The sequence below is a fragment of the Caulobacter sp. SRI_008 genome, assembly GCF_057586355.1.
The window spans coordinates 63154-83955 of record NZ_JBYCZS010000017.1; the positions used below are offsets into that span (position 1 = coordinate 63154).

The 20802-nt window shown below is 70.9% G+C and carries 19 protein-coding genes; 5 read left to right on the forward strand and 14 right to left on the reverse strand.

Annotated elements, in window-relative coordinates; genetic code table 11:
- Nucleotides 1-2: 2 nt before the first annotated feature.
- From AC2YHT_RS16075 to AC2YHT_RS16125, 11 genes are read right to left on the reverse strand one after another with little or no spacing between them, the layout of a single operon-like run.
- Nucleotides 3-593, reverse strand: coding sequence for a hypothetical protein (locus AC2YHT_RS16075; protein WP_487290787.1), 591 nt, complete (start codon nt 591-593; stop codon nt 3-5).
- A gap of 56 nt (nt 594-649) precedes the next feature.
- Nucleotides 650-1291, reverse strand: a complete 642-nt coding sequence (locus AC2YHT_RS16080) for a hypothetical protein (RefSeq protein WP_487290788.1) — start codon at nt 1289-1291, stop codon at nt 650-652.
- A gap of 1 nt (nt 1292) precedes the next feature.
- The gene (locus AC2YHT_RS16085; protein WP_487290789.1) at nt 1293-2552 is read right to left on the reverse strand and encodes a PASTA domain-containing protein; all 1260 of its coding nucleotides are present in this window, start codon (nt 2550-2552) and stop codon (nt 1293-1295) included.
- Nucleotides 2549-3205, reverse strand: coding sequence for a hypothetical protein (locus tag AC2YHT_RS16090; protein ID WP_487290790.1), 657 nt, complete (start codon nt 3203-3205; stop codon nt 2549-2551). The genes AC2YHT_RS16085 and AC2YHT_RS16090 overlap by 4 nt, the downstream gene beginning before the upstream one ends.
- Complete coding sequence (locus AC2YHT_RS16095) at nt 3205-4305, reverse strand: hypothetical protein (RefSeq protein ID WP_487290791.1); 1101 nt, start codon at nt 4303-4305, stop codon at nt 3205-3207. The genes AC2YHT_RS16090 and AC2YHT_RS16095 overlap by 1 nt, the downstream gene beginning before the upstream one ends.
- Nucleotides 4302-4859, reverse strand: a complete 558-nt coding sequence (locus AC2YHT_RS16100; protein WP_487290792.1) for a hypothetical protein — start codon at nt 4857-4859, stop codon at nt 4302-4304. Before AC2YHT_RS16100 ends, AC2YHT_RS16095 begins: the two co-directional genes overlap by 4 nt.
- 21 nt (nt 4860-4880) lie before the next feature.
- Entirely contained in the window at nt 4881-5615 is a 735-nt protein-coding gene (locus tag AC2YHT_RS16105) for a hypothetical protein (protein ID WP_487290793.1), read from the reverse strand.
- A 36-nt stretch (nt 5616-5651) separates the two neighbouring features.
- On the reverse strand, nt 5652-6119 hold the full coding sequence (locus AC2YHT_RS16110) for a hypothetical protein (RefSeq protein ID WP_487290794.1): 468 nt from the start codon (nt 6117-6119) through the stop codon (nt 5652-5654).
- Complete coding sequence (locus AC2YHT_RS16115; RefSeq protein ID WP_487290795.1) at nt 6116-7891, reverse strand: OmpA family protein; 1776 nt, start codon at nt 7889-7891, stop codon at nt 6116-6118. Before AC2YHT_RS16115 ends, AC2YHT_RS16110 begins: the two co-directional genes overlap by 4 nt.
- Nucleotides 7884-8483, reverse strand: a complete 600-nt coding sequence (locus AC2YHT_RS16120) for a hypothetical protein (protein WP_487290796.1) — start codon at nt 8481-8483, stop codon at nt 7884-7886. Before AC2YHT_RS16120 ends, AC2YHT_RS16115 begins: the two co-directional genes overlap by 8 nt.
- Nucleotides 8480-9571, reverse strand: coding sequence for a hypothetical protein (locus tag AC2YHT_RS16125; protein WP_487290797.1), 1092 nt, complete (start codon nt 9569-9571; stop codon nt 8480-8482). Before AC2YHT_RS16125 ends, AC2YHT_RS16120 begins: the two co-directional genes overlap by 4 nt.
- Before the next feature lie 261 nt (nt 9572-9832).
- Here AC2YHT_RS16125 and AC2YHT_RS16130 point away from each other — a divergent pair, with 261 nt between their 5' ends.
- The 4 genes from AC2YHT_RS16130 (at nt 9833) to AC2YHT_RS16145 (ending at nt 15720) form a co-directional block, all read left to right on the forward strand.
- Nucleotides 9833-10336, forward strand: coding sequence for an RNA polymerase sigma factor (locus AC2YHT_RS16130; protein ID WP_110119698.1), 504 nt, complete (start codon nt 9833-9835; stop codon nt 10334-10336).
- Nucleotides 10333-11274: a FecR family protein gene (locus AC2YHT_RS16135; RefSeq protein WP_487290798.1), complete on the forward strand. Its 942-nt coding sequence runs from the start codon at nt 10333-10335 to the stop codon at nt 11272-11274. The genes AC2YHT_RS16130 and AC2YHT_RS16135 overlap by 4 nt, the downstream gene beginning before the upstream one ends.
- 115 nt (nt 11275-11389) lie before the next feature.
- Complete coding sequence (locus tag AC2YHT_RS16140; protein WP_487290799.1) at nt 11390-14287, forward strand: TonB-dependent receptor; 2898 nt, start codon at nt 11390-11392, stop codon at nt 14285-14287.
- A 173-nt stretch (nt 14288-14460) separates the two neighbouring features.
- Nucleotides 14461-15720, forward strand: a complete 1260-nt coding sequence (locus tag AC2YHT_RS16145; RefSeq protein WP_487290800.1) for a histidine-type phosphatase — start codon at nt 14461-14463, stop codon at nt 15718-15720.
- Between the two features lie 85 nt (nt 15721-15805).
- Here AC2YHT_RS16145 and AC2YHT_RS16150 read toward each other — a convergent pair whose 3' ends face one another.
- The 3 genes from AC2YHT_RS16150 to AC2YHT_RS16160 are packed head-to-tail and all read right to left on the reverse strand — an operon-like array spanning nt 15806 to nt 19991.
- On the reverse strand, nt 15806-17359 hold the full coding sequence (locus tag AC2YHT_RS16150; protein ID WP_487290801.1) for a DHA2 family efflux MFS transporter permease subunit: 1554 nt from the start codon (nt 17357-17359) through the stop codon (nt 15806-15808).
- 35 nt (nt 17360-17394) lie between these two features.
- Nucleotides 17395-18537, reverse strand: coding sequence for an EmrA/EmrK family multidrug efflux transporter periplasmic adaptor subunit (locus tag AC2YHT_RS16155; protein ID WP_487290802.1), 1143 nt, complete (start codon nt 18535-18537; stop codon nt 17395-17397).
- A gap of 23 nt (nt 18538-18560) precedes the next feature.
- On the reverse strand, nt 18561-19991 hold the full coding sequence (locus AC2YHT_RS16160; protein ID WP_487290803.1) for an efflux transporter outer membrane subunit: 1431 nt from the start codon (nt 19989-19991) through the stop codon (nt 18561-18563).
- 137 nt (nt 19992-20128) lie between these two features.
- Between AC2YHT_RS16160 and AC2YHT_RS16165 the strand changes: the two genes are divergently transcribed.
- Complete coding sequence (locus AC2YHT_RS16165) at nt 20129-20743, forward strand: TetR/AcrR family transcriptional regulator (protein ID WP_487290804.1); 615 nt, start codon at nt 20129-20131, stop codon at nt 20741-20743.
- The last annotated feature ends 59 nt before the right edge of the window (nt 20744-20802 follow it).

The following is a 20802-nucleotide window of genomic DNA, read 5'->3' on the forward strand; positions in this document are numbered from 1 at the left end:
GCCTATCGGTCGTCGAGCGGCGGCGAGACGTCGAACTGCTCGATGAAATAGTCGGCGAAGCCCGCCGCGCCCGGCGCGTGGCGGGTCAGCCAGTCCTGAAGCCGGCGGACGAAACCGGTGAAGGTCGTGTCGGCGGCGATCCGGGCCGCCGACAGTTCGGCGTAGTCGACGGCGATGGCCTCGGCGTCCGGCGCGGCGTCGGCGTGGATGATCGCCCGCTCCGTCGCGCACTCGACATAGGCGTCGGGGTCGTGGCCCAGCCAGGGCGAGTCGCCGCCCGGCTTGACGCCGAACCACTCCCGCCAGCTTTCCAGACCGCAGCAGCAGCCGGGTTCGATGATCACGCCGTCGCGCTCGGCGCGCAGGCCGCCGGCCACGACCCTGCTTTCCTTGGCCATCATAGACCGCAGGACCTGTTCCAGGGTCTCGCCCTCGGGCTCGTCGCCGTAGCAGGCGAGAGCGGCCACGGCGTTGGTCACGTCGGCGTCGGCGGCGTCTCCCGTCAGGTCCACCCATTGGTACGGGGCATAGTCCGGCGCCCAGGCGTAGGCGGGGCCGGGATTCATCTGCAGGACGGGCGTCAGCTTGAGCATGGCGCAAGGGTGGCCGCCGCGCCTGCTTCAATCAAGGCTGGCTTCAATCAAGGGTGTCAGCCCAGGCCCAGGATCACCGCATTGGTGGTGCGGACCAGGGCGCGGGGCGGGGCGTCCTGGGTCTTGACCGTCAGCTTGGCGGCGTCGGCGGTGGCGACCGCCTGGCCCTTGGCGTCGACGAACTCGGCCGCCAGCCCCCGGGTCGCCATCAGGGCGACGGCGTCGGCGCCGGTCAGGCCGCGTACCTCGGGCATCGGCGCGGCGTCGTCGAGGGCGGCCGGGGCGGGGACGGGCACGATCTTGAAGGTCAGCTTGGCCGCGCCGCTGGCCTGGAAGCCGTAGCGCTGCTGGAAGGCCGCATCGACCGGAGTGACATAGGTGCGGGCCTGGCCGATGGCGCCGCCGCGGCCGGTCGTTCCGGCGCTGCCGTCGGCGCCGCCCGTGCCGCCGATCCGCATCGAGACCTGCACCTCGCAGGTGGTCTCGGGCAGGACGTAGAAGGTGGGCTGGTAGCCGATCGAGCGCAGCATCTCCAGGCCCTCGTCGCCGTCGGCCTCGTAGATGGCCAGGCTGGCGTTGAGCGAGCCCTGGTCGAGCGCCGCCTGGGCCTCGGCCACGCCCCGGCCGACGGCGGCGATCACTTCGCCCAAGGGCGTCGCCAGGCTTTCGCTGAGCAGTTCGGAGGCGTCCTGGGCCATGTCAGGCTCCCTGTTCGTCGGCGGCGGCGAAGATCACCATCACCCGCGCCCCACGGGCGACGACCGAGCCGGCCGTGGGCGACTGCACCATGGCCTGGCCGGGGGCGACGGCCGGATTGAGCGCGTGGGGGCCGACGCTGGCTTCTAGCACCAGGCCGATCGAGGTCAGCACCCGTCGCGCGGCGCTCTCGGTCAGTTGCAGCACGTCGGGCGCGCGCGGGCCGCTGCTGTCGTCGGCCGGCTTTTCGGGGATGAACTGGAATTTGACGTCGCTGAGCACGTCCTGCTTGAGGTCCCGGGCCGTGTCGGCGTCGATCAGCTGCACGGCGCCGGCGTCCTGCAGCAGGACCTTGGCGTTGACCTGGATGGCGCCCAGCGAGAAGCCGCGCGGCTTCAGGGTGATCTGGGCGTCGTCCAGCTGGGTGGCCATGGTGGTGGCCAGATCCGTGACGGCGACGCTGCGCAGCCTCAGCGGCGTCGTGGCGGTGGTCGCGCCCGTGGCGTCGGCGGCGAGGCGTCCGGGCGTCGCGGGGCGCGCGGCGGCCGCGGCCTGGGCCGCAGCGGCGGCGGCAGCCGCCTGGGTCGCCGCCGTCTCCTGGGTGGCGACCACGCCGCGCAGGCGGGTGATCTCGCTCTGCTGCTCGGTGACGATGCGGGAACGGTCGGCCAGCTGGCGGTCGCGATCGGCCAGGTCCTGGTCGCGCTGGACGAGCCGGGCGGTGAAAGTCTTGGTGGTCTCCTCGGCCGCCTGGGCGCGGACGGCGGCGACGTCGACCTTGGCCGAGCGCAGGGTGGCGATCTCGGCGTCCTTGTCGGCCAGCTGCTTGTCGCGGTCGGCGACATCCCGGGCGGCGGGGCTGTCGGTGGCGATGACGCCGCCGACGGGCGTGATCACCGTTCCGGCGCGCAGCACCCGGGCGGCGACCGTGGTGCGGGCCACGACCTTCTCCTCGACCGCCAGGCGGCGCACCTGGCCAAAGTCGATGGTCAGGCCGCCGCCGCGCGCGGCGCGGCCGAACTCGGGGCTGACCGACATCGCCGCCGCGCCCTCGACCAGCCGGAATGCGGGGGCGAAGGGCAGGGTGTCGTCGGCGATCGCGCCGGTTCCCCTCGCCAGGCCGTCGGCGTCGGTCTTGGCGCTGGAGACGGCGGCCCAGGCGTTGGTCTTCAGGTCGAACAGCTGGACGTCCAGGCTCGCCCCGACGGCCGGCTTGCCGTCGGCGTCGGTCAGCCTGGCGCTCCAGGTGAAGGCCGTGCTCATCCCACTTCCTCCAGACCGACGACGGCCCGCGCATTGAACGCGCCAATCGAGGCGACGACCACGACGACGGCGCGGGCCGGCTCCTTGGCGGCGATCGACAGGGTGGTCGCGGCCTTGCCCGAGGCGTCGGTGCGCAGCAGGGCCTGGTCGAGGCGCGTGCCGGCCTGGCGCTTGTAGTTGGCCGCGCCGCGCGCGGCCGACAGGGTGGCGCCGGCCTCGTCGTCGATGTTGAGCTCGACGGGCTGGTCGGCCAGCACCTCGCCGGCGCTGTTGGCGACGGTGATCGACAGGGTCGCCTTGCCGCCGATGTTCTGGCCGACGACGAAGGCGATGCGCGGCGTCGGCAGGCCCTCGCCGGGCGGGGTGGCCACCAGCCGGCCGCTGATCGTGCTGCTGACCTGCTGGTTGCTGGAGCTCTGGTCGCGGGCGGTGAACAGCAGGGCCACCGGCCGGCCGCCGGCGTCGGCCTTGGTCTGCATGTCGACCTTGATCGAGAAGTCGAGGAACGGCAGCTGGTAGCCGCCCAGCGGCGCGCCGGAAGCGTCGACGCGCGGGCCGGCGTTCAGGGCCAGCTGGGCCTCGCGCACGCCCTCGGCCAGAGCCACCAGCAACTCCTCGATCGAATTGCCGACGAAGCGGCTTTCGGTCGTCATCAGTCGCCTCCCTCGGAACTGTCGCGGGATCCTTCGGCGCGCTTGGCCTTCAGTTTTTCCAGGGCGCGGTCGCGGCGGGCGTCGTCGCGGGCCTCGTCGGCTTCCTTCAGCTCGCGCACGTCGCTGGCCATCTCGCGCATGCGGTCGGCCTTCTCGGCGTAGTCGATATATTCGCTCACCGTGCCGACGCCGACGGCCAGCTTGCGCGCCGTCTCGCGGACATAGGGGTCGGCGCGGCCGAGGCCCGGGATCTTCTCGCGCGCCTTTTCGACCCAGTCCTTGGGGATGGCGTCGCGGGCGCCGTCGAGGGCGCGTTCGGCGGCGGCGTAGGCCTTGCGGCCCCGGCTGACCATGTCGCGAGCCTTGGCCAGGCGGCGGTCGAGCGGGTCGCTGGCGGCGGCCGTGGGGCGAGGGCGCTCGTCGGGACCGGTCAGGGCCCGGCCGGCGTCGCGCAGGCTACGGCCGGCCTGGCCCAGCGAGGCCAACCGCCGCGAGGGCTCGGCCAGCGGATCGGCCTCCCGGCGTGAGGCCAGGCGTTCCCAGGGGGCTTCGCGGGCCGCCGCGGCGGGACGCTCCCACGCCGCCTCGCGCGGCGAGGCGGGGGCGCGTTCGAACACTTCCGAAGGCGTGAACCTGCGCAGGTCGGGCGGCAGGCCGCCGGGCGTCGGCCGCACCTGTTCGCCCGGGGTGCCGCGCACGCCTTCGCCCGGCGTCGCGCGCAGGGCGTCGGCGGCCGTGCCGCGCAGGGCCGGGGGCAGGGCGGGCGGATGAGAGGGCGGTCGCGGGCCGGCGGCGCCGCGGGCGGCGTCGCGCCCCGCGCCCCAGCGGTCCAACTCGGCGCGACGGCGGTCCAGCGGCGTGACGGCGTAGCGCGGATCGCCCAGGCCGCCTTGGCCGGTCAGCTGGGACATCCGCGACTCCAGCGCCTGCCGCTCGGCCATCAGCCGCGCCAGGTTCGGCGACAGGGTCGAGGGATCGGCGCCGCGAGAGGCTGTCGATGCAGACGCCGACGCAGACCGGGGCGCGGCCGCGCGGGCCGGCGCGGCCGGAGACGGCGCCTTGGCGCGGCGCAGGGCGTCCTTCCAGGGCGGATCGCTCATCCGGAGCCTTCTTGTTCGGCCGCGCGCCGCTGCTCGATCAGGCCGCGCACGCGCTCCTCGAACAGAGCCGGCGGCGGGATCGGCACCAGCTTGGTGCGCATCAGGCTCGAGCCCTCGGCGCTGTACTGGTACTTGGCCGCATAGCTGGCGCTGACGCTGCTGGCGCTGACCGCCCCGCCGCCGCCGAACGGCGTCCACAGCCCCCCGGCCTTGACCGAGGTGTTGCTGCTGCTGCGCTTGATCTCGGTCTCGGACTTGAACGAGATCGACATCTTCAGCTCGATCACCGTATCGACGAACTGATAGAACGTCGGCGTGAAGCCGAGCTCCAGCAGGCTGTATTCCTGGCCATCGCCGAACTTGACCAGATAGGTCTTCGACTTGGCGCCGTCGCCTTCCTTTTCCTCGTCCGCGTCCTCGTCGTAGCCGGCCATCAGCCGGGCGATGCGCAGCGACACGAGGTCGAGTTGCAGTTGGGCGGTGGCTATGCCCACGCCCAGGCGCTGGACCATCTCCGGGAAGGGGACGGCGAGCAGTTCTTGACCCACGCTCATGGGACGTTCTCCGTCCGGGGTTTAGTTCTTGTTTTCGGCCAGCGACTTGTCGAGCAGGCGCTTGCGACGCTCGATCTCCTCGTCCAGCTGACGACGGATCCGCTCTTCCAGGATGGCCGGGGGCGGGATCGGCACCAGCTTGGTGCGCAGCAGGCTCGAGCCCTCGGCGGTGTAGCTGTACTTGGCCGAGTAGGAGGCGTCGACCTGGCTGGTCGAGACCTGGGTGGTGTTGCTGGAGCCGAACTTGCCGCGGAACAGCTTGAACGAGAAGCTGTTGCTCTTGGTGTTGGTCTGGTTGGTGTCGCGCGACGAGCGGGTGGTCTCGCGGGTGTAGGTGAACTTGATGGCGATCTTCACCTCGATGATCGTGTCGACGAACTGGTAGAAGGTGGGCGAGAAGCCCAGCTCCAGCATCGACAGCCGGGTCGGCACCCGGATCAGGGTGGTGTCGAGGCTCTCGCCGTTGTCCTGGGCGTTCTTCTTCTGGTTGGCGATGACCTTGGACAGGGCGTCGATATTGCCGCCGGAGATCGCGTCATCGGTGGCGATGAAGGCCTCGGCCTGCTGGACGGTCATCAGGTCGTAGCCGAAGAAGATCCGGCTGTCGTCGAAGGTCTGGTTGCCTTCGTCGTCGGTGACGACCTGCAGGCCGCCCATCATTTCGGCCACCTCGATGCTGTTGGCGTCGAGCTTCATCTGGCCTTCCGCGATGGCGAAGGCCATCTGGCGGATCATGTCCCCCATGGGGACGTTCAACAGCTCTCTTCCGATCGACGGCATGACGTCTCCTTCCTAAACGGTGGTGGGTTCGCTGATCCTGCGCAGCAGGTTTTCGAGGATTTCGGGGGGCGGCAGGCTGACCAGCCGGGCCGCGATCGAGCTCATGCCCTCGGCGCTGACCGAGAACTTGCGCGCGTAACTGACGTTGACCGAGGCGGCGACCATGACGAAGCCGGTGTTGACCCCGACGGTCGCGCCGGCCGAGACGCCGAATTCGGTGCTCTCGGTCATGCTGAACGAGAGCTTGGCCTCCACCGTCGCCTCGGTGAAGCTGTAGAAGGTGGGCGTGAAGCCCAGCGAGATCAGGTTGTGGGTCTCGCCGCCAATCTCGATGTCGGTCGTCGCCATGGCCTGGGCCGTGGCGATGCTGTTGCGGTCGAGCGCGGCCTGGGCTTCGGCGATGGCGACGCCCAGGCGCTCGATGATCTGCGGCAGCGGCGCGGAGAGCAGCTGCCGGGTGACGGCGGCGGTTTCGCTCATGGCGTCGGGGTCGGGGCTGGCGTCAGATAGGTCTTGATCTCGTCGAGGAACTCGACGGGCGCGGGCACGGCGACGATGCGGGCCGAGATGCTGCTGTTGCCGTTCACCGACTGCTCGAACTGCCGGCTGGTGCGGTAGTCGACGGCCAGGCCGACGGCGACCGAGATCTTCGGTTTGTCGCCGCTGGCCGTGGGACCCGCCGCGATGGGAGCCAGGGCCTTGGTGATGCTGGCGCCGTCGGCGGCCGACAGGGCGATGTCGTTGGCCGACAGGGTGACCAGGTTGATCAGCACCACGTCCTTGGCGTCGGCGAAGGTGACGACCCCGCCCTGGCGCGTGGCCCGCACGCCGTGGGTGGCGCTGCCGGCGTTGACGTCGCGGGTCAGGTTGAAGGCGTAGGCCTCGGGTGTGTCGCCGGCGAAGGTCGAGCCGCCGGAATTGACCGCAGCCCCGCTAATCGCCACCGAGGTGTCGGACGCCCCGACCTTGACCGCCGTGGCGTCGACGGCCTGGGCCGTGAAGTGGCGGACGATGATGAAGCCGTTGCCGCTGGCGCTGCCGCCGGTCTTGTCCGGGGTCGGCGTCGCCTGCAGCTGGGTTCCGGCGGAGTCGACGATGATCAGCAGGTCGTTGGAGTCGGCCAGCAGCACCTCGGCGCGGCGGAACTGCTGGTTGGAGACCTCGTCGGTGGCGCCGACCCAGCGGTCCTCGCCCTTGGTCTCGACCTTGCGGATCTGGGCGGCGGGGACGCCGTTGCTCTTCAGGTAGTTGGCGACCGCGTTGGCGCGGTCCTCGCCCAGCTTGATGTTGTAGTCCTGCGAGGCGACGCGGTCGGTGAAGCCGATGACGTCGACCACCGAGCCGCTGTCGCGCAGGGTGCGGGCCAGGAGGCCCAGCTCCTCGGTGGCGGCGGGCTTGAGCACCGAGCTGCCGCTGTCGAACAGGGCGATGCCCAGGGTGCCGCCGCCGACGGGCAGGGTGGAGCCGACCGGATCTCGCTGCAGCTTGGCCTTGAAGCCGCCCAGGGCGTTGATCGCCGAGACCACGGCGCGGGCGTAGAGCAGTTCGTTGGCCTGGCTCTTGACGTTGGCGGTCTTGCCCGCGGCCAGGACGAAGTCCTCGCTGGCGCCGGCCGTGGGAGTCTCGACGATGCGGATCACCCCGACGCTGGACTCGCCGGCCCCGTAGAAGGCCACGCCGCTGTCGGTCTTGATCGGGTTCTTGGCGGTGTCGGGATCGAGCTTGAACTGCACCTTGGTGTGCTGGGCCTCGACATAGGCTCGCTCGAACTTGCCGGCCGGGGTGCGCAGCTTCTGGGCCACGGCCTCGGCGGCGGACTCCAGGTCGGCGCCGGCCGCGTCGGTCTTGGCGCCGTCCACCGTGACGCTGGCGGGCAGGCTTTTCAGCGTGATCTGGGCCTCGCGGGCGTTGGCCGGGGACTGCGGGCCGCCCTGGCCGAAGCCGAAGTCCAGCTTGCCGCCGATGCCGAAGGCGCTGGCCTCGCCGACCTTCATGGTCAGCTGCATGGAGACCGTCAGGTCGGCGTGCTGGTAGTGGTAGAAGGGCGGGGACAGGCCCAGCTGCAGCAGGCTCTTGCCGCCCAGCCCCGGGCGGGGCTCCACGTACTCGCCGACCTGGGCCAGGCTGTTGAGGTCGAGCGCCTTCTGGGCGTCGGCGATCGACAGGCCCATGGCCTTGATGAACTCGGCGACGCTGGCGTCGGCCAGGATCTGGCCGGGCGTCATCTTCTCGATGGGGTTCTCGTCAGCCATGCATCGGTTCCTTGCTCATCGGCTCCCGGGGCGACACGGGGGATTCACAGACGCGGGTTCGATCGACGGTGTCGGCGCGCACGGTCCAGTAGCCGTGGGCGCGCTGGGCCTCGGCCAGCCGGGCGGCGGTGACGCCGAGGCCCCGGGCGGTCCAGGAGAGCAGGTCGCGGGCCAGGCCCAGGCCTTCGTCCAAGGCCAGGGCGGCGGCCAGGCCGTCGCGGGCGCCGGCTACGTCGCCGGCCTTCAGCCGATTGACGCCCAGGCGCTCCAGCAGGAAGGCGCGGTCGCGGCGCTGGAAGTCGCTGGGCGTTCCGTCGCCCAGCTCGGCGGCGGCGCTGCTGGCGGCCTCGCCGGCCAGGGTCGCGGCCTGGTCGTGGGCGCCCGTGCGCTCCAGGCTTTCGAGCACGCAGTGCAGGTAGTGGCGGGCGAAGATCTGCGGGGCGCGCACGCCATGGGCCAGGCGCAGGGCCTCGCGATACTTGGCCAGGGCCTCGTCGTGGCGGCCCTTCAAAGCCAGCAGCTTGCCGGCCTCGGCGACGCCGGCGTGCAGGCGATGGACGTCGGGACGGGCGGTCATGGTCTGGCCGGTCATCGGACGGTCTCGGCGAACAGCACCTCGGCGCCGGCCGCTTCCAGCCGATGGCGCAGCAGGCGGGCGTGGGGGCGGGGCATCGGCGGGGTGGCCAGCGGCGCGGGGCCGGCCAGGCCGAACTCGGCGAGCAGGGCGGCCGGGGCCGACAGGATGTCGAGCGCCTGGTGGGCGAAGGTCTCCAGCTCGGCGCGGACATGCAGGTTGGCGGACTCGTAGGCGGCCATCCGGTCTTCGAGATCGGCGAAGGCGACGCCCGCCTCGATCGGAACCGGCAGGGCCTGGCGCAGCAGGTCGTAGTCCTCGACCGGAACGCCGGCCAGGGCCTCCAGCGCCTCGGCGGCGTCGTCCGGGGCGGCGACCAGTTCGATGGAAAAGCGCAGGAAGGCCTGGTCGATGATCCGCACCTGCTCGGGAGCCTTCAGCCGCCGCCACAGGCCGTCGGCCTCGCCGCGGGTCAGGTCGAACACGGTGGCCGAACCGCCGGCGGCGATCTCGGCACCGGCCGGCAGGCGGGGGCGCAGTATGCCGACCTGCAGGGGCGACAGGCCGCTGGCGAAGAGGGCGAAGCCGGCGGTGTCGGGGCGGCTGGCGGTCAGGCGCACGGCGTCTGCGGGCAGGGCGGCTTCCAGCGCCCGGACCGTGGCCTCGGTGACATTGCCCAGGATCACGCCCGGCGGGGTCAGCAGCAGGTCGAGGGCCACGCTCGGCTCCATGCCGAGAAAGCGCCCCAGGACCTGGCCGACGGCGTCGGCGGCGTCGAGATCGATGAGCTCGCCGGCCAGATCCACGGCCGGCGCGCGGGCCGGAGCGGGGCCGGCCGGGGTCACGGCCACCTCGACGCCCAGGGTGCGGATGACGCCGGCCAGATGCGCGGCGTCGGCCGCCGGCAGTCCGGCCAGCAGCCGGGCGGGGGCGCGATAGAGGGCGTCGACCACCGTCTCGACAGGCATGTCGAGGGCCTGGCTGAGCACGGATGCGGCCTTGGGCGTCGCTCCGCCGATGCCCGTGACCAGCAGGTCCGCGGGCTCCGTGCTCGGAAGATCTACGCTCTGGGACGCTACGCTGGGGCACACCGACGACTCGAGCACCAATCCCTCCCTGAGGCTGGTTTCGACCGGGCGATCCACGCTCTGGTTGGCGTGGCGCTGGACTCGTGTCAGAGTTGCAATTGTTTGTAAAGCTTTGAAACATCGCACGTGGTGAATTCACACCCGGTGCTTTTGCCCGTGTGCTGACGATCGCGGCGGACCTCTTTCCCGAGGGCGCGGGGGAAGAACTGTCATGAAGCCGTGCTAGCGCCGGCCCATGTTTCCGGAGCCCGCATCCCTTAGCGCTTGGCGTGTCGCGCCATGACCGACCTGGCCAGCCTGCGCGCCCAGCGTGACGAGCTCTATCACTTCATCGTCCGGCGCACGCGCGACCCGGCGGCGGCCGACGACCTGGTGCAGGAGACCTTCGCGCGGCTGCTGACCTACGAGAAGGCGCGCACCGTCGCCGACCGCGCGGCGCTGGGCTATCGCATCGCCCTCAATCTGGTCCGCGACCACTTCCGCAGCCGCAAGCGCCGGCCGGTCGAGGCGCTGGACGACGACATTCCCTGCCAAGCCCCCGCGCCGGAGCAGATCCTCATGCATCGCCAGAAGGTCGAGGTGTTCGGCAAGGTGCTGGACGCCATGCCGCCGCTGCGCCGCGACGTGTTCATCCGCCGCCGCCTGCACGGTCAGACGACGCGCGAGATCGCCGCGGCCCTGGCCATGAACGAGGCCGCCGTCGAGAAGCACGTGGTGCGGGCGCTGGAGCAGCTGCATCGCGAAGTGGCCAAGGCCGAGCGCCGCGCGGGAGGCCGCCGATGAGCCGCGCCCGCCGCACCGCCGCCCTCTGGGCCGCCCGCCGGATGGACCCGGCCTTCCGCGACGAGGCCGGCTTCGCCGCCTGGCGGACCGCAGACGCCGCCAACGCCCAGGCCTTCGACCAGTTGTGGACCACCAGCCAGGACGCGGCCCTGTCCGAGGCCATGGCGCTGAGCGAACAGCGCCGCGCGGTGCGGGCCCGTCGGGCTGGGCCGATTGCCGGCCTGACCGGCGGCCTCGTCGCCGCCTGCGCCCTGGCCGCCGTGATCGCCTGGCCGCAACTGCAACTGATGACCGTGACGCCCACGGTCTTCGAGACGGGCAGGGGAGAGCACCGCACCGTCGCCCTGGCCGACGGCACCAAGGTGACGCTGGACGGCGGCACGCGTTTGTCGGTCCGGATGGGGTCGCAACGTCGCGAGGTCGCTCTGGCCCAGGGCGAGGCCTTCTTCGATGTCGCCCATGACGCGACGCGGCCGTTCACGGTGAAGACCGCCGAGGGCTCGGCCCGGGTGCTGGGCACGGCCTTCGACCTGGAGCTCAGCCACGAACGCGGCCCGGGACGGGTGGAGCTGTCGGTGCATCGCGGCCGCGTGCGGCTGGCGCCCAAGGGGCTGATCCATCGCACGGCCGAGCTGACCGTCGGCCAGCGGGCCTTCGCCACCGAGGGACGGCTGTCCAAGGTTCGGGCCTTCGACCCGGCCGGCGACGACTGGCGCTCGGGCTGGCTGGAGACCGACGGGGTCACCCTGGCGCGGCTGGTCGAACGGCTGAACCGGGCCTCGCCGACGCCGATCGTGGTCGAGGGCGAGGATCTGTCCCGCCAGCGCGTGGCCGGGCGCTTCCGCATGGACGATCCGGACACCCTGGTGCGCAATCTGGCGCTCGTCCACGGCTTCAAGGTCAGGGAAGGCGGGGGCGGCCTCGTCCTCACGCGGTGAGGCGCCGGCTGACCCCGTCGCGGAAACTTCACAAAATTCCCTGTCCTGACAGGCGGGGCGCCAGCGTCTTTCCCGCCGAAGCCGGCCTTACGCCGCGCGAACTCGGGGATAGACGATGACCTTCAAGACCTGGCTCGGTACGGCCTCGGCCGTGGCTCTGCTTTCGGGCGGTTCGGCGCTGGCCGCGCCGGCGCCCAAGCCGGCCCTGGCCATTCCGGCCGGCGACCTGTCGACGGCCCTGCCGGCCTTCTCGCGCGCCACCGGCCTGCAGGTGCTGGCCGACCCGGCCCTGCTGGCGGGCAAGCGCACCGGCGGCGTGCGCGGCGAGGTCGACGCCGAGAGCGGCCTAGCCCAACTGCTGCGCGGCACCGGCCTGACCTATGTTCGCAACGGCGGCGCGGCGGTGCTGCGTCCGGCGGCCCAGAAGATCTCGACCGCTCCGACCCCGGTCGCCCGCGCCGAGGCCGCGTCGGCTCCGGCCGCCGCCGAGCAGGTCGCCGAGGAGCCCGCCACCGTCGAGGAGGTCGTCGTCACCGGCGGCTTCGCCAGCTCGCTGGCCCGGGCGCTGGCCGACAAGCGCAAGGCCGCCAACGTCGTCGACGCCATCTCGGCCGAGGACATCGGCAAGTTCCCGTCCAACAACATCGCCGAAGCCCTGCAACGGGTGCCGGGCGTCGCCATCACCCGCGACCGCGGCGAGGGCCTGTTCGTCCGTGTCCGGGGTCTGGGTCCCAACTTCCAGATCGTCACCCTGAACGGCCGCAGCGCCGCGGTGAACGAGAACATGCGCGACAGCGGCCAGAGCGGCCGCCAGTTCCGCTTCGACACCCTGCCGTCCGAGCTGGTGGCCGGCGTCGAGGTCGGCAAGACCCCGCTGGCCTCGCTGGACGAGGGCGCGATCGGCGGCGTGGTCGACATCAAGACCTTTCGCCCCCTGACCCTGGGCAAGAACACCATGGCCGCCTCGGTGACGGCCAGCCATCCGGAGCTGGCCGGCAAGACCGACCCGCGCGCCTCGGGCCTGATCAGCTGGGTCAATGACGACAAGAGCTTCGGCGCGCTGCTGGCCCTGGTCTACGACCAGCGCACCCTGCGCCAGGACCGCGTCACCGGCGTGGGCTGGAGCTATGTCGACACCTCCACGACCCTGGGCAAGAGCCTGGCGGCGCAGGGGATCAGCCTCTATCCGACCGCCATCCGCCCGACCCTCGAGCGCGAGGACCGCGAGCGCAAGGGCCTGGTGTTCTCGGCCCAGTACCGGCCGACCGACGCCACCGAGATCACCTTCGACGCCAGCTACACCCACCTCGACGACCACTATGACGAGCTGACCTATTCGGTCGACCAGACGGTCTCGACCCTGGTCGCCGGTTCGGCGGTGGTGCGCGACGGCGCCCTGGTGGGCGGCACGGTCACCTCGACCAGCCAGATCGGCCGCGAGGTCAGCGACCTGGCGCACGACAACCTGATGCTGGCGGTCAACGGCAAGCAGCGGATCGGCGAATGGACCTTCTCGGGCGACGCGGCCTACGCCCGCGCCTATTCGGAGACCTCCAAGCCGATCACCCGCACGCGCCTGCTGGGCTCGATCGGTCAGACGACCTTCAACATGACCAAGGCCGACGACGAGGAGCTGCCGAGCGTCACCCTGGCGACGACCAACCTGTCCAACCCCTCGCTGCTGCCGTTCCGCCGCATCGAGTACCGCGTCAACGACTCGCTGGACCTGGAAAAGGCCCTGCAGGCCGACGCCGAGCGGCCGGTCGAATGGGGGCCGTTCAACCGCATCGCCTTCGGCGTGAAGTTCCGCGAACGCGAGCGCACCTATAATCGCGCCGACATCAACTACACGACCAACCTGGCGGGCAAATACTTCGACGCCAGCTACTTCGAGGCCTTCCCGGTCAGCGATTTCCTCGGCGGCGTGGGCGGCGCCTTGCCGCGCACCTGGGTGATGCCCAATCCCGAGAAGTTCTGGGCCCTGGCCGACAAGAGCCAGCTGGGCACCGCCCGCGCCGACAAGCGCAACTCCTACTTCGTGTCGGAAGAGATCCTGGCCGGCTACGCCCTGACCGATCTGGACACCAGGATCGCCAACCTGCCGCTGCGCGGCGAGTTGGGCGTGCGCGTGGCCAACACCAAGCAGGTCTCGGCCGGTCACGCCGACAACGGCACGACCGCCGTGCCGGTGCGCTACGAGAAGAGCTACACCGACGTGCTGCCGACGGCCAACTTCGCCCTCGACATCACCGACACCCTCCAGGCCCGCGTCGCGGTGGCCAAGGTGATCACCCGTCCGTCGCTGGCCGATCTGGCCCCGCGTCTGACGCTGAACTCCTCGGGCACGGTGCTGACGGCGGTGGGCGGCAATCCGGAGCTGAAGCCCTTCGAGGCCTGGCAGTACGACGCCACGCTGGAATGGTACTTCGCCCCCGGCAGCGCCCTGATCGCCGGCGCCTTCTACAAGGACATCACCACCTTCGTTTACAGCCAGAAGACCAACATCGTGGTCGACGGCCAGACGTATCAGCTGACCTCGCCGACCAACGGCGGCCAGGCGACCATCAAGGGCGTGGAGCTGGCCTACCAGCACCTGTTCAAGAGCCTGCCCGCGCCGTTCGACGGCCTCGGCTTCCTGGCCAACTACACCTACACCGACACCGAGGCGACCTACTCGGCGACGCTGAAGGACCAGATGGTCAACGTCGCCAAGAACAGCTTCAACCTGACCGGCTTCTACGAGAAGGACCGCATCGCGGCCCGGGCCAGCTACAGCTGGGTGGACGATGTGCTGCAGGACGTGGGCGGGGCGGGCCTGTCGGCCCTCAACGACGCGGCCTTCGGCTCGCTGGACGCCAGCATCAGCTACAAGATCACCCCGCAGATCACCGCGGCGGTGGAAGGCCAGAACCTGACCGACGCGACCCAGTGGCAGTTCGTGAAGGGCGGCTGGTTCGGCGGCTACACCAAGTACGGCCGCACCGTCAGCTTCGGCCTGCGCGCCAAGTTCTAAGGCTGGTTGCTCCGTTCACGGAGTTCTGTCGCGCCCCGGCCGCTTTTCCTGGCGGCCGGGGCGGCGATCCCGACTTTCCGGAGGGGACGCCCCTTGCGCTCCTCCGTTCCGATCCCCTTGACTGGCCCGCGCGATTCCGTTGTGCGGGCCGTTTTTTCGTTCTGGGAGTTCCGATGCGTCTGCTTGCCCGCCTCTTCGCCGCCGCGCTGACCGTTTCGGTCGCCGCGCCCGCCGCCGCCCAGCAGGCCGGCGACACCCTGGAGAAGGTGGTGATCCTCAGCCGCCACGGCGTGCGGGCGGCGATGTCGAGCCCAGAGCGGCTGGAGACGGCCACCGCCAAGCCCTGGCCGCGCTTCGGCGTGCCGCCGGGCCACCTGACGGCCAACGGCGGCGCGCTCTCGACCCTGTTCGGGACCTACTATCACTCGCTCTACGCCAAGCAGGGCCTGCTGGCCGGCGCCGACTGCGGCGCGGTCTATTACTGGGCCAATGTCACTCAGCGCACGATCGCCACGGCCAAGGCCCTGGGCGAGGGGCTGTCGCCCGGCTGCGCCGTCGATGTCCACACGGTGGGCGAGGGCAAGATCGATCCGATGTTCGAGCCGGTGAAGGCCGGCGTCGCCAAGCCGGATCTGGCCCTGGCGCGGGCGTCCGTCGCCGGCCGGGTGGGGGGCAGCCTCGCTGCCTGGAGCGCCAGCCACGCCGACGCCATCGCCAGCCTCGACGAGCTGCTGATGCAGTGCGACGCCGCCCCGTGCCCGAAGGCCGCCGGCAAGCGCCGCGTCTATGACGAGGCCCCGGCCTTCCTCGACGACGCCGACGAGACGGTGGGCATCGCCGGTCCGGAAGCCTTCGCCTCCGGCGTCACCGAGAGCCTGCTGATGGCCTGGGCCGACGGCCAGGACTTCGCGAGCCTGGGCTGGAAGGGCCTGAATGATGCCTCGCTGCTGCGGGTCTTCCCGCTGCACCAGGCCGAGTTCGACCTGCGCCTGCGTTCGCACGAAGTGGCGCGGACGGGCGCCGGCCATCTGGCCTCGCGCATTCTCGCCACGCTGGAGACCAAGCCCGGCAAGGACGCGATCGGCGAGACCAATTCCAAGATGGTGGTGATCGTCGGTCACGACGGCACCCTGGCCATGCTGGGCGGGCTGCTCGGCCTGGAATGGGCCGCGCCGGGCTATCAGCCCAACCAGATCGCGCCGGGCGGCAACCTGGTGTTCGAACGCTGGAAGCGCGCCGACGGCGTGCGGGTGATCCGCGTGCGCTACGCGGTGCAGAGCCTGTCGCAACTGCGCGGGAAGAAGGCCCTGACGCTGGCGGCTCCGCCGGAAGCCTCGCCGATCTTCGTGCCGGGCTGCAGCCAGGCGGGGGCGGGTTACGACTGCCCGGCGGAGAGGTTCGCGGCGGTGGTGAAGGGGGCTGTGGCGCGGTAGGGGAAGCTGACACCGAACCCCTCTCTCTAAGAGAGAGGGACTCAAAGAGGAGAGGGGAGCGACCTTCGCCGCTCCCCAACTTGCTCTAGTGCACGGCCGAGGTGTCGGCGACCCGCGTCGGCTTGGGGGCCAGCCAGACGATCAGGGCGGCGACCACGAACAGGACGGCCATGGCCATGAACACCTGGTTGGTGGCCAGCATGACGCCCTGGCTCTGGACCATGTTGTCCAGCGTGCCGCGCGCCTGTTCGGGCGTGAGCCCCACGCCCTGCAACTGGTCCATCGTCGATTGCGCGCCGTTGAGCACGCCCGACAGTTCGTTGTGGTTGCGGCTGGCGCCGTCGGCCCAGACCGTGGTCACCACCGAGGTGGCGAAGGCGCCCGACAGCGTGCGGCAGAAGTTCATCAGGCCGGCGGCGCTGGCGGTCTCCTCGACCCGGACGCTGGCCAGGGCCAGGGCGGTCACGGGGACGAAGAAGAACGGCATGCCGAAGCCCTGGAACAGCAGCCAGTGGGCGATGTCGAAATAGCCCATCTGCTGGTTGGACTGCGCCCGGAAGAAGGTCATGAAGGCCATCCAAATCAGGCCCAGGAACACCAGCTTTCGGGCGTCGAACTTGGCCGACATGCCGGCCGCCAGCGGCGCGACCATGACGGCGGTGACACCGAGCAGGGCCGAGACGTAGCCGGCCCAGGTGGCCGTGTAGCCCATGTTCTGCTGCAGCCAGAGCGGGTTCAGCACATTGATGCCGAAGAAGGCCCCGAAGGCGACGCTGAGGGTTATGACCGCCGCGGTGTAGCCGCGGTGGCGGAAGACCCGCAGGTCGACGATCGGGTTCTGCTCGGTCAGCTCCCAGATCAGGAAGGCGACGAAGCCGACGGCGGCGACCAGCGCCAGGCCGATGATCAGCGGCGAGGAGAACCAGTCGTGCTCCTTGCCCAGGTCCAGCATGATCTGCAGCGAGCCGACCCAGACGACCAGCAGGCCCAGGCCCACCAGGTCGACCTTCGCCTTGGCGAGAGGCGTCTCGTGGGCCTTCAGCAGGTTCCAGGCGAACCAGGAACAGGCGATGGCGATCGGCACGTTGATCCAGAAGATGAAGGCCCAGCCGACACTGTCGCACAGCGCGCCGCCCAGGATCGGCCCGAGGATCGGGGCGACCAGGGTGGTCATGGCCCACAGGCCCGTGGCCGCGGCCGCGTGCTTCTTGGGGAAGACGCGCAGCAGCAGGGTCTGGGACAGCGGCATCAGCGGACCGCCGCAGGCGCCCTGCAGGATGCGGAACAGGACGAGGAAGCCCAGCGACGGCGCAAGACCGCAGAGGAACGAGAAGATCCCGAACCCGATCATGCCGAAGACGAACACCCTGACCGCGCCGAAGCGGGCCGACAGCCAGCCGGTCAGCGGCACGACCACGGCCTCGGCCACGGCGTAGGAGGTGATGACCCAGGTGCCCTGGCTCGGCGAGACGCCCAGGGCGCCGGCGATGTTCGACACCGAGACGTTGGCGATGGTGGTGTCGAGCACCACCAGGAAGTTGGCGGCGGCCAGGATCAGGCCGGCGAAGATCATCGCCGGCCCGCTGAGCGGCGCGGGTTCGGAGGCCGCCCGTGCGGGGGCGGCTTGAGCGTTGGCCATGACGGCTGTCCTTGCTCGGAAAGACTAGGTGCGGATCAGCCGCGGGTGTCGATCGTGGCCTTCATCGACAGGCCCACGCGCAGCGGGTGAGCCTTAAGGTCGGCCGGGTCGATGGCGACGCGGACGGGCAGGCGCTGCACGACCTTGATCCAGTTGCCGGTGGCGTTCTGGGCCGGGATCAGGGCGAAGGCCGCGCCGGTGCCGCCAGACAGGCCGGCGACCTTGCCGTGGTACTTCACCGAGCCGCCGTAGAGGTCGGCTTCCAGCTCGACCGGCTGGCCGATCTTGACCTTGCGCAGCTGGCCTTCCTTGAAGTTGGCGTCGACATAGGCCGCGCCGATCGGCACGACCTGCATCACCGGCGAACCGGCGGCGACGCGCTGGCCGATCTGGACGTTGCGCTTGGCCACGACGCCGTCGATCGGCGCGCGGATGACGGTGCGCGACAGGTCCAATTGGGCCTGCTCGACCTTGGCGCGGGCGGCGGCGACTTCCGGATTGGCGTCGACGCTGGCGCCGGCGGTCAGCACGGCGTTGGCGGCCAGCGAACCGGCGGCGGCGGCGCGGTTGGCCTGGGCCTGGACCTGCGAGGCCTTGGCCGAGGCGAAGGCGGCCTGGGCGTTGGCATAGGCGTTCTGGGCGCGGGTCAGTTCGTCGCCCGAGACGGCGCCGGTGGCGGCCAGGGCCTTGCGGCGGTCGAGATCGACGCGGGCGCGCTCGAGGTCGGCCTGGGCCGAGGTCAGGTTGGCGGCGGCGCGGGTCTGGTCGGCGTCGCGGGCGGCGATCTGGGCGGCCAGGCTCTGGTCGGTGGCCAGATAGCCGCGCACCCGGCGCTCGGCGCGGGAAAGATCGGCCTGGGCCGAGGCCAGGGTGATGCGGGCGTCGCTGTCGTCGAGGGTGACCAGCACGTCGCCCTGCTTGACCACCTGGGTCTCGTGGACGGCGACGCTGCGCACCGGACCGCCGACCAGCGGGGTCACCTGGGCGATGTCGGCGCCGACATAGGCGTTGTCGGTCTCGACATGGTGCGAGCCGACCAGGGCGTAGTAGGCGCCATAGCCGGCGCCGGCGACGACGATGACGGCGGCGAGGCCGGCGAACAGCTTCTTGCGCTTGGCGGTCGCGGCCTTCTTGGAGGCGGCGGCTTGGACTTCAGCGGAGGCTTCGGAATCGAACATTGGGAGATGCTCCGGGAAACGGGTCAGGCGGCGCGGTAGCCGCCGCCGAGGGCGCGCACGAGCGCCACGTCGAGGGTGAAGGCGCGGGTCTCGAGGTCGGCGAGGGTCCGCTGGTTGGCGATCAGGGCGTCCTCGGCGGTGAGGACGTCGAGGTAGGTGGCGAGGCCCCCGCGATAGCGCTGCAGGGCGATGTCGTGGGCGGCCGACGAGGCTTCGACGGCCTTGCGGCTTTCACCCAGGCGAGCGTCGAGGGCGCGGGCGCTGACGGCGGCGTCGGCGACGTCCTTCAGGGCCTGCGACAGGGTCCCGTTGTAGCTGGCGACGGCGGCGTCGTAGTCGGCCGCGGCCCCGCGATAGCCGGCCCGCAGGGCGCCGCCCTGGAAGATCGGCAGGCGGATAGCCGGACCGAACGAGCCGATGCGCGAGCCGCTGTTGGTCAACATGTCCAGGCCCAGCGACTGCTGGCCGAAATAGGCCGAGAGGTCGACATTGGGGTAGAACTCGGCCTTGGCCTTCTTGACGCTCTGGGCGGCGGCTTCGGCCCGCAGGCGGGCGGCGACGACGTCCGGGCGGCGGCCGATCAGGTCGGCCGACAGGTTCTGCGGCAGGCCGAAGGCTTTCAGCGCGCCGACCTTCGGACGCTCCAGCGACAGGCCCCGGTCGGGACCGGCGCCGAGCAGGACGGCCAGGCGGTTGCGGGTCAGGCCGACGGCTTCGTCCGAGGCGGCCAGCTGGGCGCGGGCCGAGGCCAGCGCCGCTTTCGACTGCTCGGCCGAGCCCTGGTTTTCAAGGCCGTTGGCGGCGCGGTCGGCGGTCAGTTGCGCCGTCTGCTCGCGGGTCTTCACCGCGTCGGCCGCCGCGTCGCGGTCGGCGAACAGCTGGGCGAGGTCGGCATAGGCGGCGGCGACATTGGTCGACAAGACGAGGCGCGTCTCGGCGGCTTCCGCCTGCGCGGCCTTGGCCTGCGAGGTGGCGGCGGCGAGAGCCGCGCGGTTCTTGCCGAAGAAGTCGAGCTCCCAGGCGAAGTCCAGCGTCGCGCGGCCGCTGTCGTTGTAGCCCTTGGGCACATACGCGGCCGGGAAGCCGTTGTGGTAACTCTGCTTGACCGAGGCGTAGTTGGCGTTGGCCGACAGGCTGGGCAGCGTGGCCGAGCGGGCCTGGCCGGCGAGGGCCTCGGCCTTGGCGACACGGGCCTGGGCGGCGGCCAGGTCGGGCGAACCGGCCAGGGCCTCTTCGATCAGGGCGTCGAGCTGGGCGTCGCCATAGGCGGCCCACCAGCGGTCGGTCGGCCAGTCGGCGGCGGGGGCCGCGAGGCTTTGCTGCGACGCGTAGGCGTCAGGAGCCTTGATCGCCTGGGCGGGCGGCAGGGTCGGGACCGCGGCGCATCCTGCGAGAGCCGAGGTCGCGAGCAGGGCCGCGAGGGTAGTTTTCAGGGGGAGGGACAAGTGGGCCATCGAATTGCTCGATATCAAACCGTACAGGACGGTCTAAATATAACTTGACGTGACGGCGTCAAGCGAAAAGTGTACAGTCTGGTCCAGAAAACGCCTGGGCCGCGTAGTCTGGGTCGATCGGGGGGAGAGGAGAGCGCGTGCGCGTCAAGACCGAGGAGAAGCGGAAGTGCATCCTGGAAGCCGCCAAGGCGGTGTTCCTGGAGCGTGGGTTCCTGGGCGCCAGCATGGCCGAGGTGTCGGCCCGGGCCGGCGGCTCGAAGCAGACGCTCTACAGCTACTTCGCTTCGAAGGACGACCTCTTCGTCGCCACCATGCTGGAGAAGGGGACCAAGATCATCGATCCGGTGTTCGCCACCTTCGAGACCGAGGACGAGCTGCGCCCGGCCCTGAACCGCTTCGGCCGCGCCTTCCTGACGTTCATCGCCAGCGAGGAGGTCATGGCTTTCCGGCGGATGATCATCGCCGAGGGCGCGCGCTCCAACCTCGGCAAGCTGTTCTTCGAGAACGGGCCCAAGCGCGGTTGGACCAGGATGACGGCCCGCTTCGAGTGGTTCATGGACCAGGGCAAGATGCGGCGGGTCGATCCCTGGCGGGCAGCCATGCATTTCCAGGCCCTGTGCGAGGCCGGGCCGTTCTATCGCCTGCTGGAAGGCGTGCTGAAGGAGCTTCCCCCGTCGCTGGTCGACGAGACGGTCGACGCCGCCGTCGACGTCTTCATGCGCGCCTATGGCGTGGAGCCGGCCAAGGCCTGACGCGCGGTTGCGCCACGCGCGTTCTGGGGTAGTGTTGCACTCAAGAGTTGTTCTGGCGT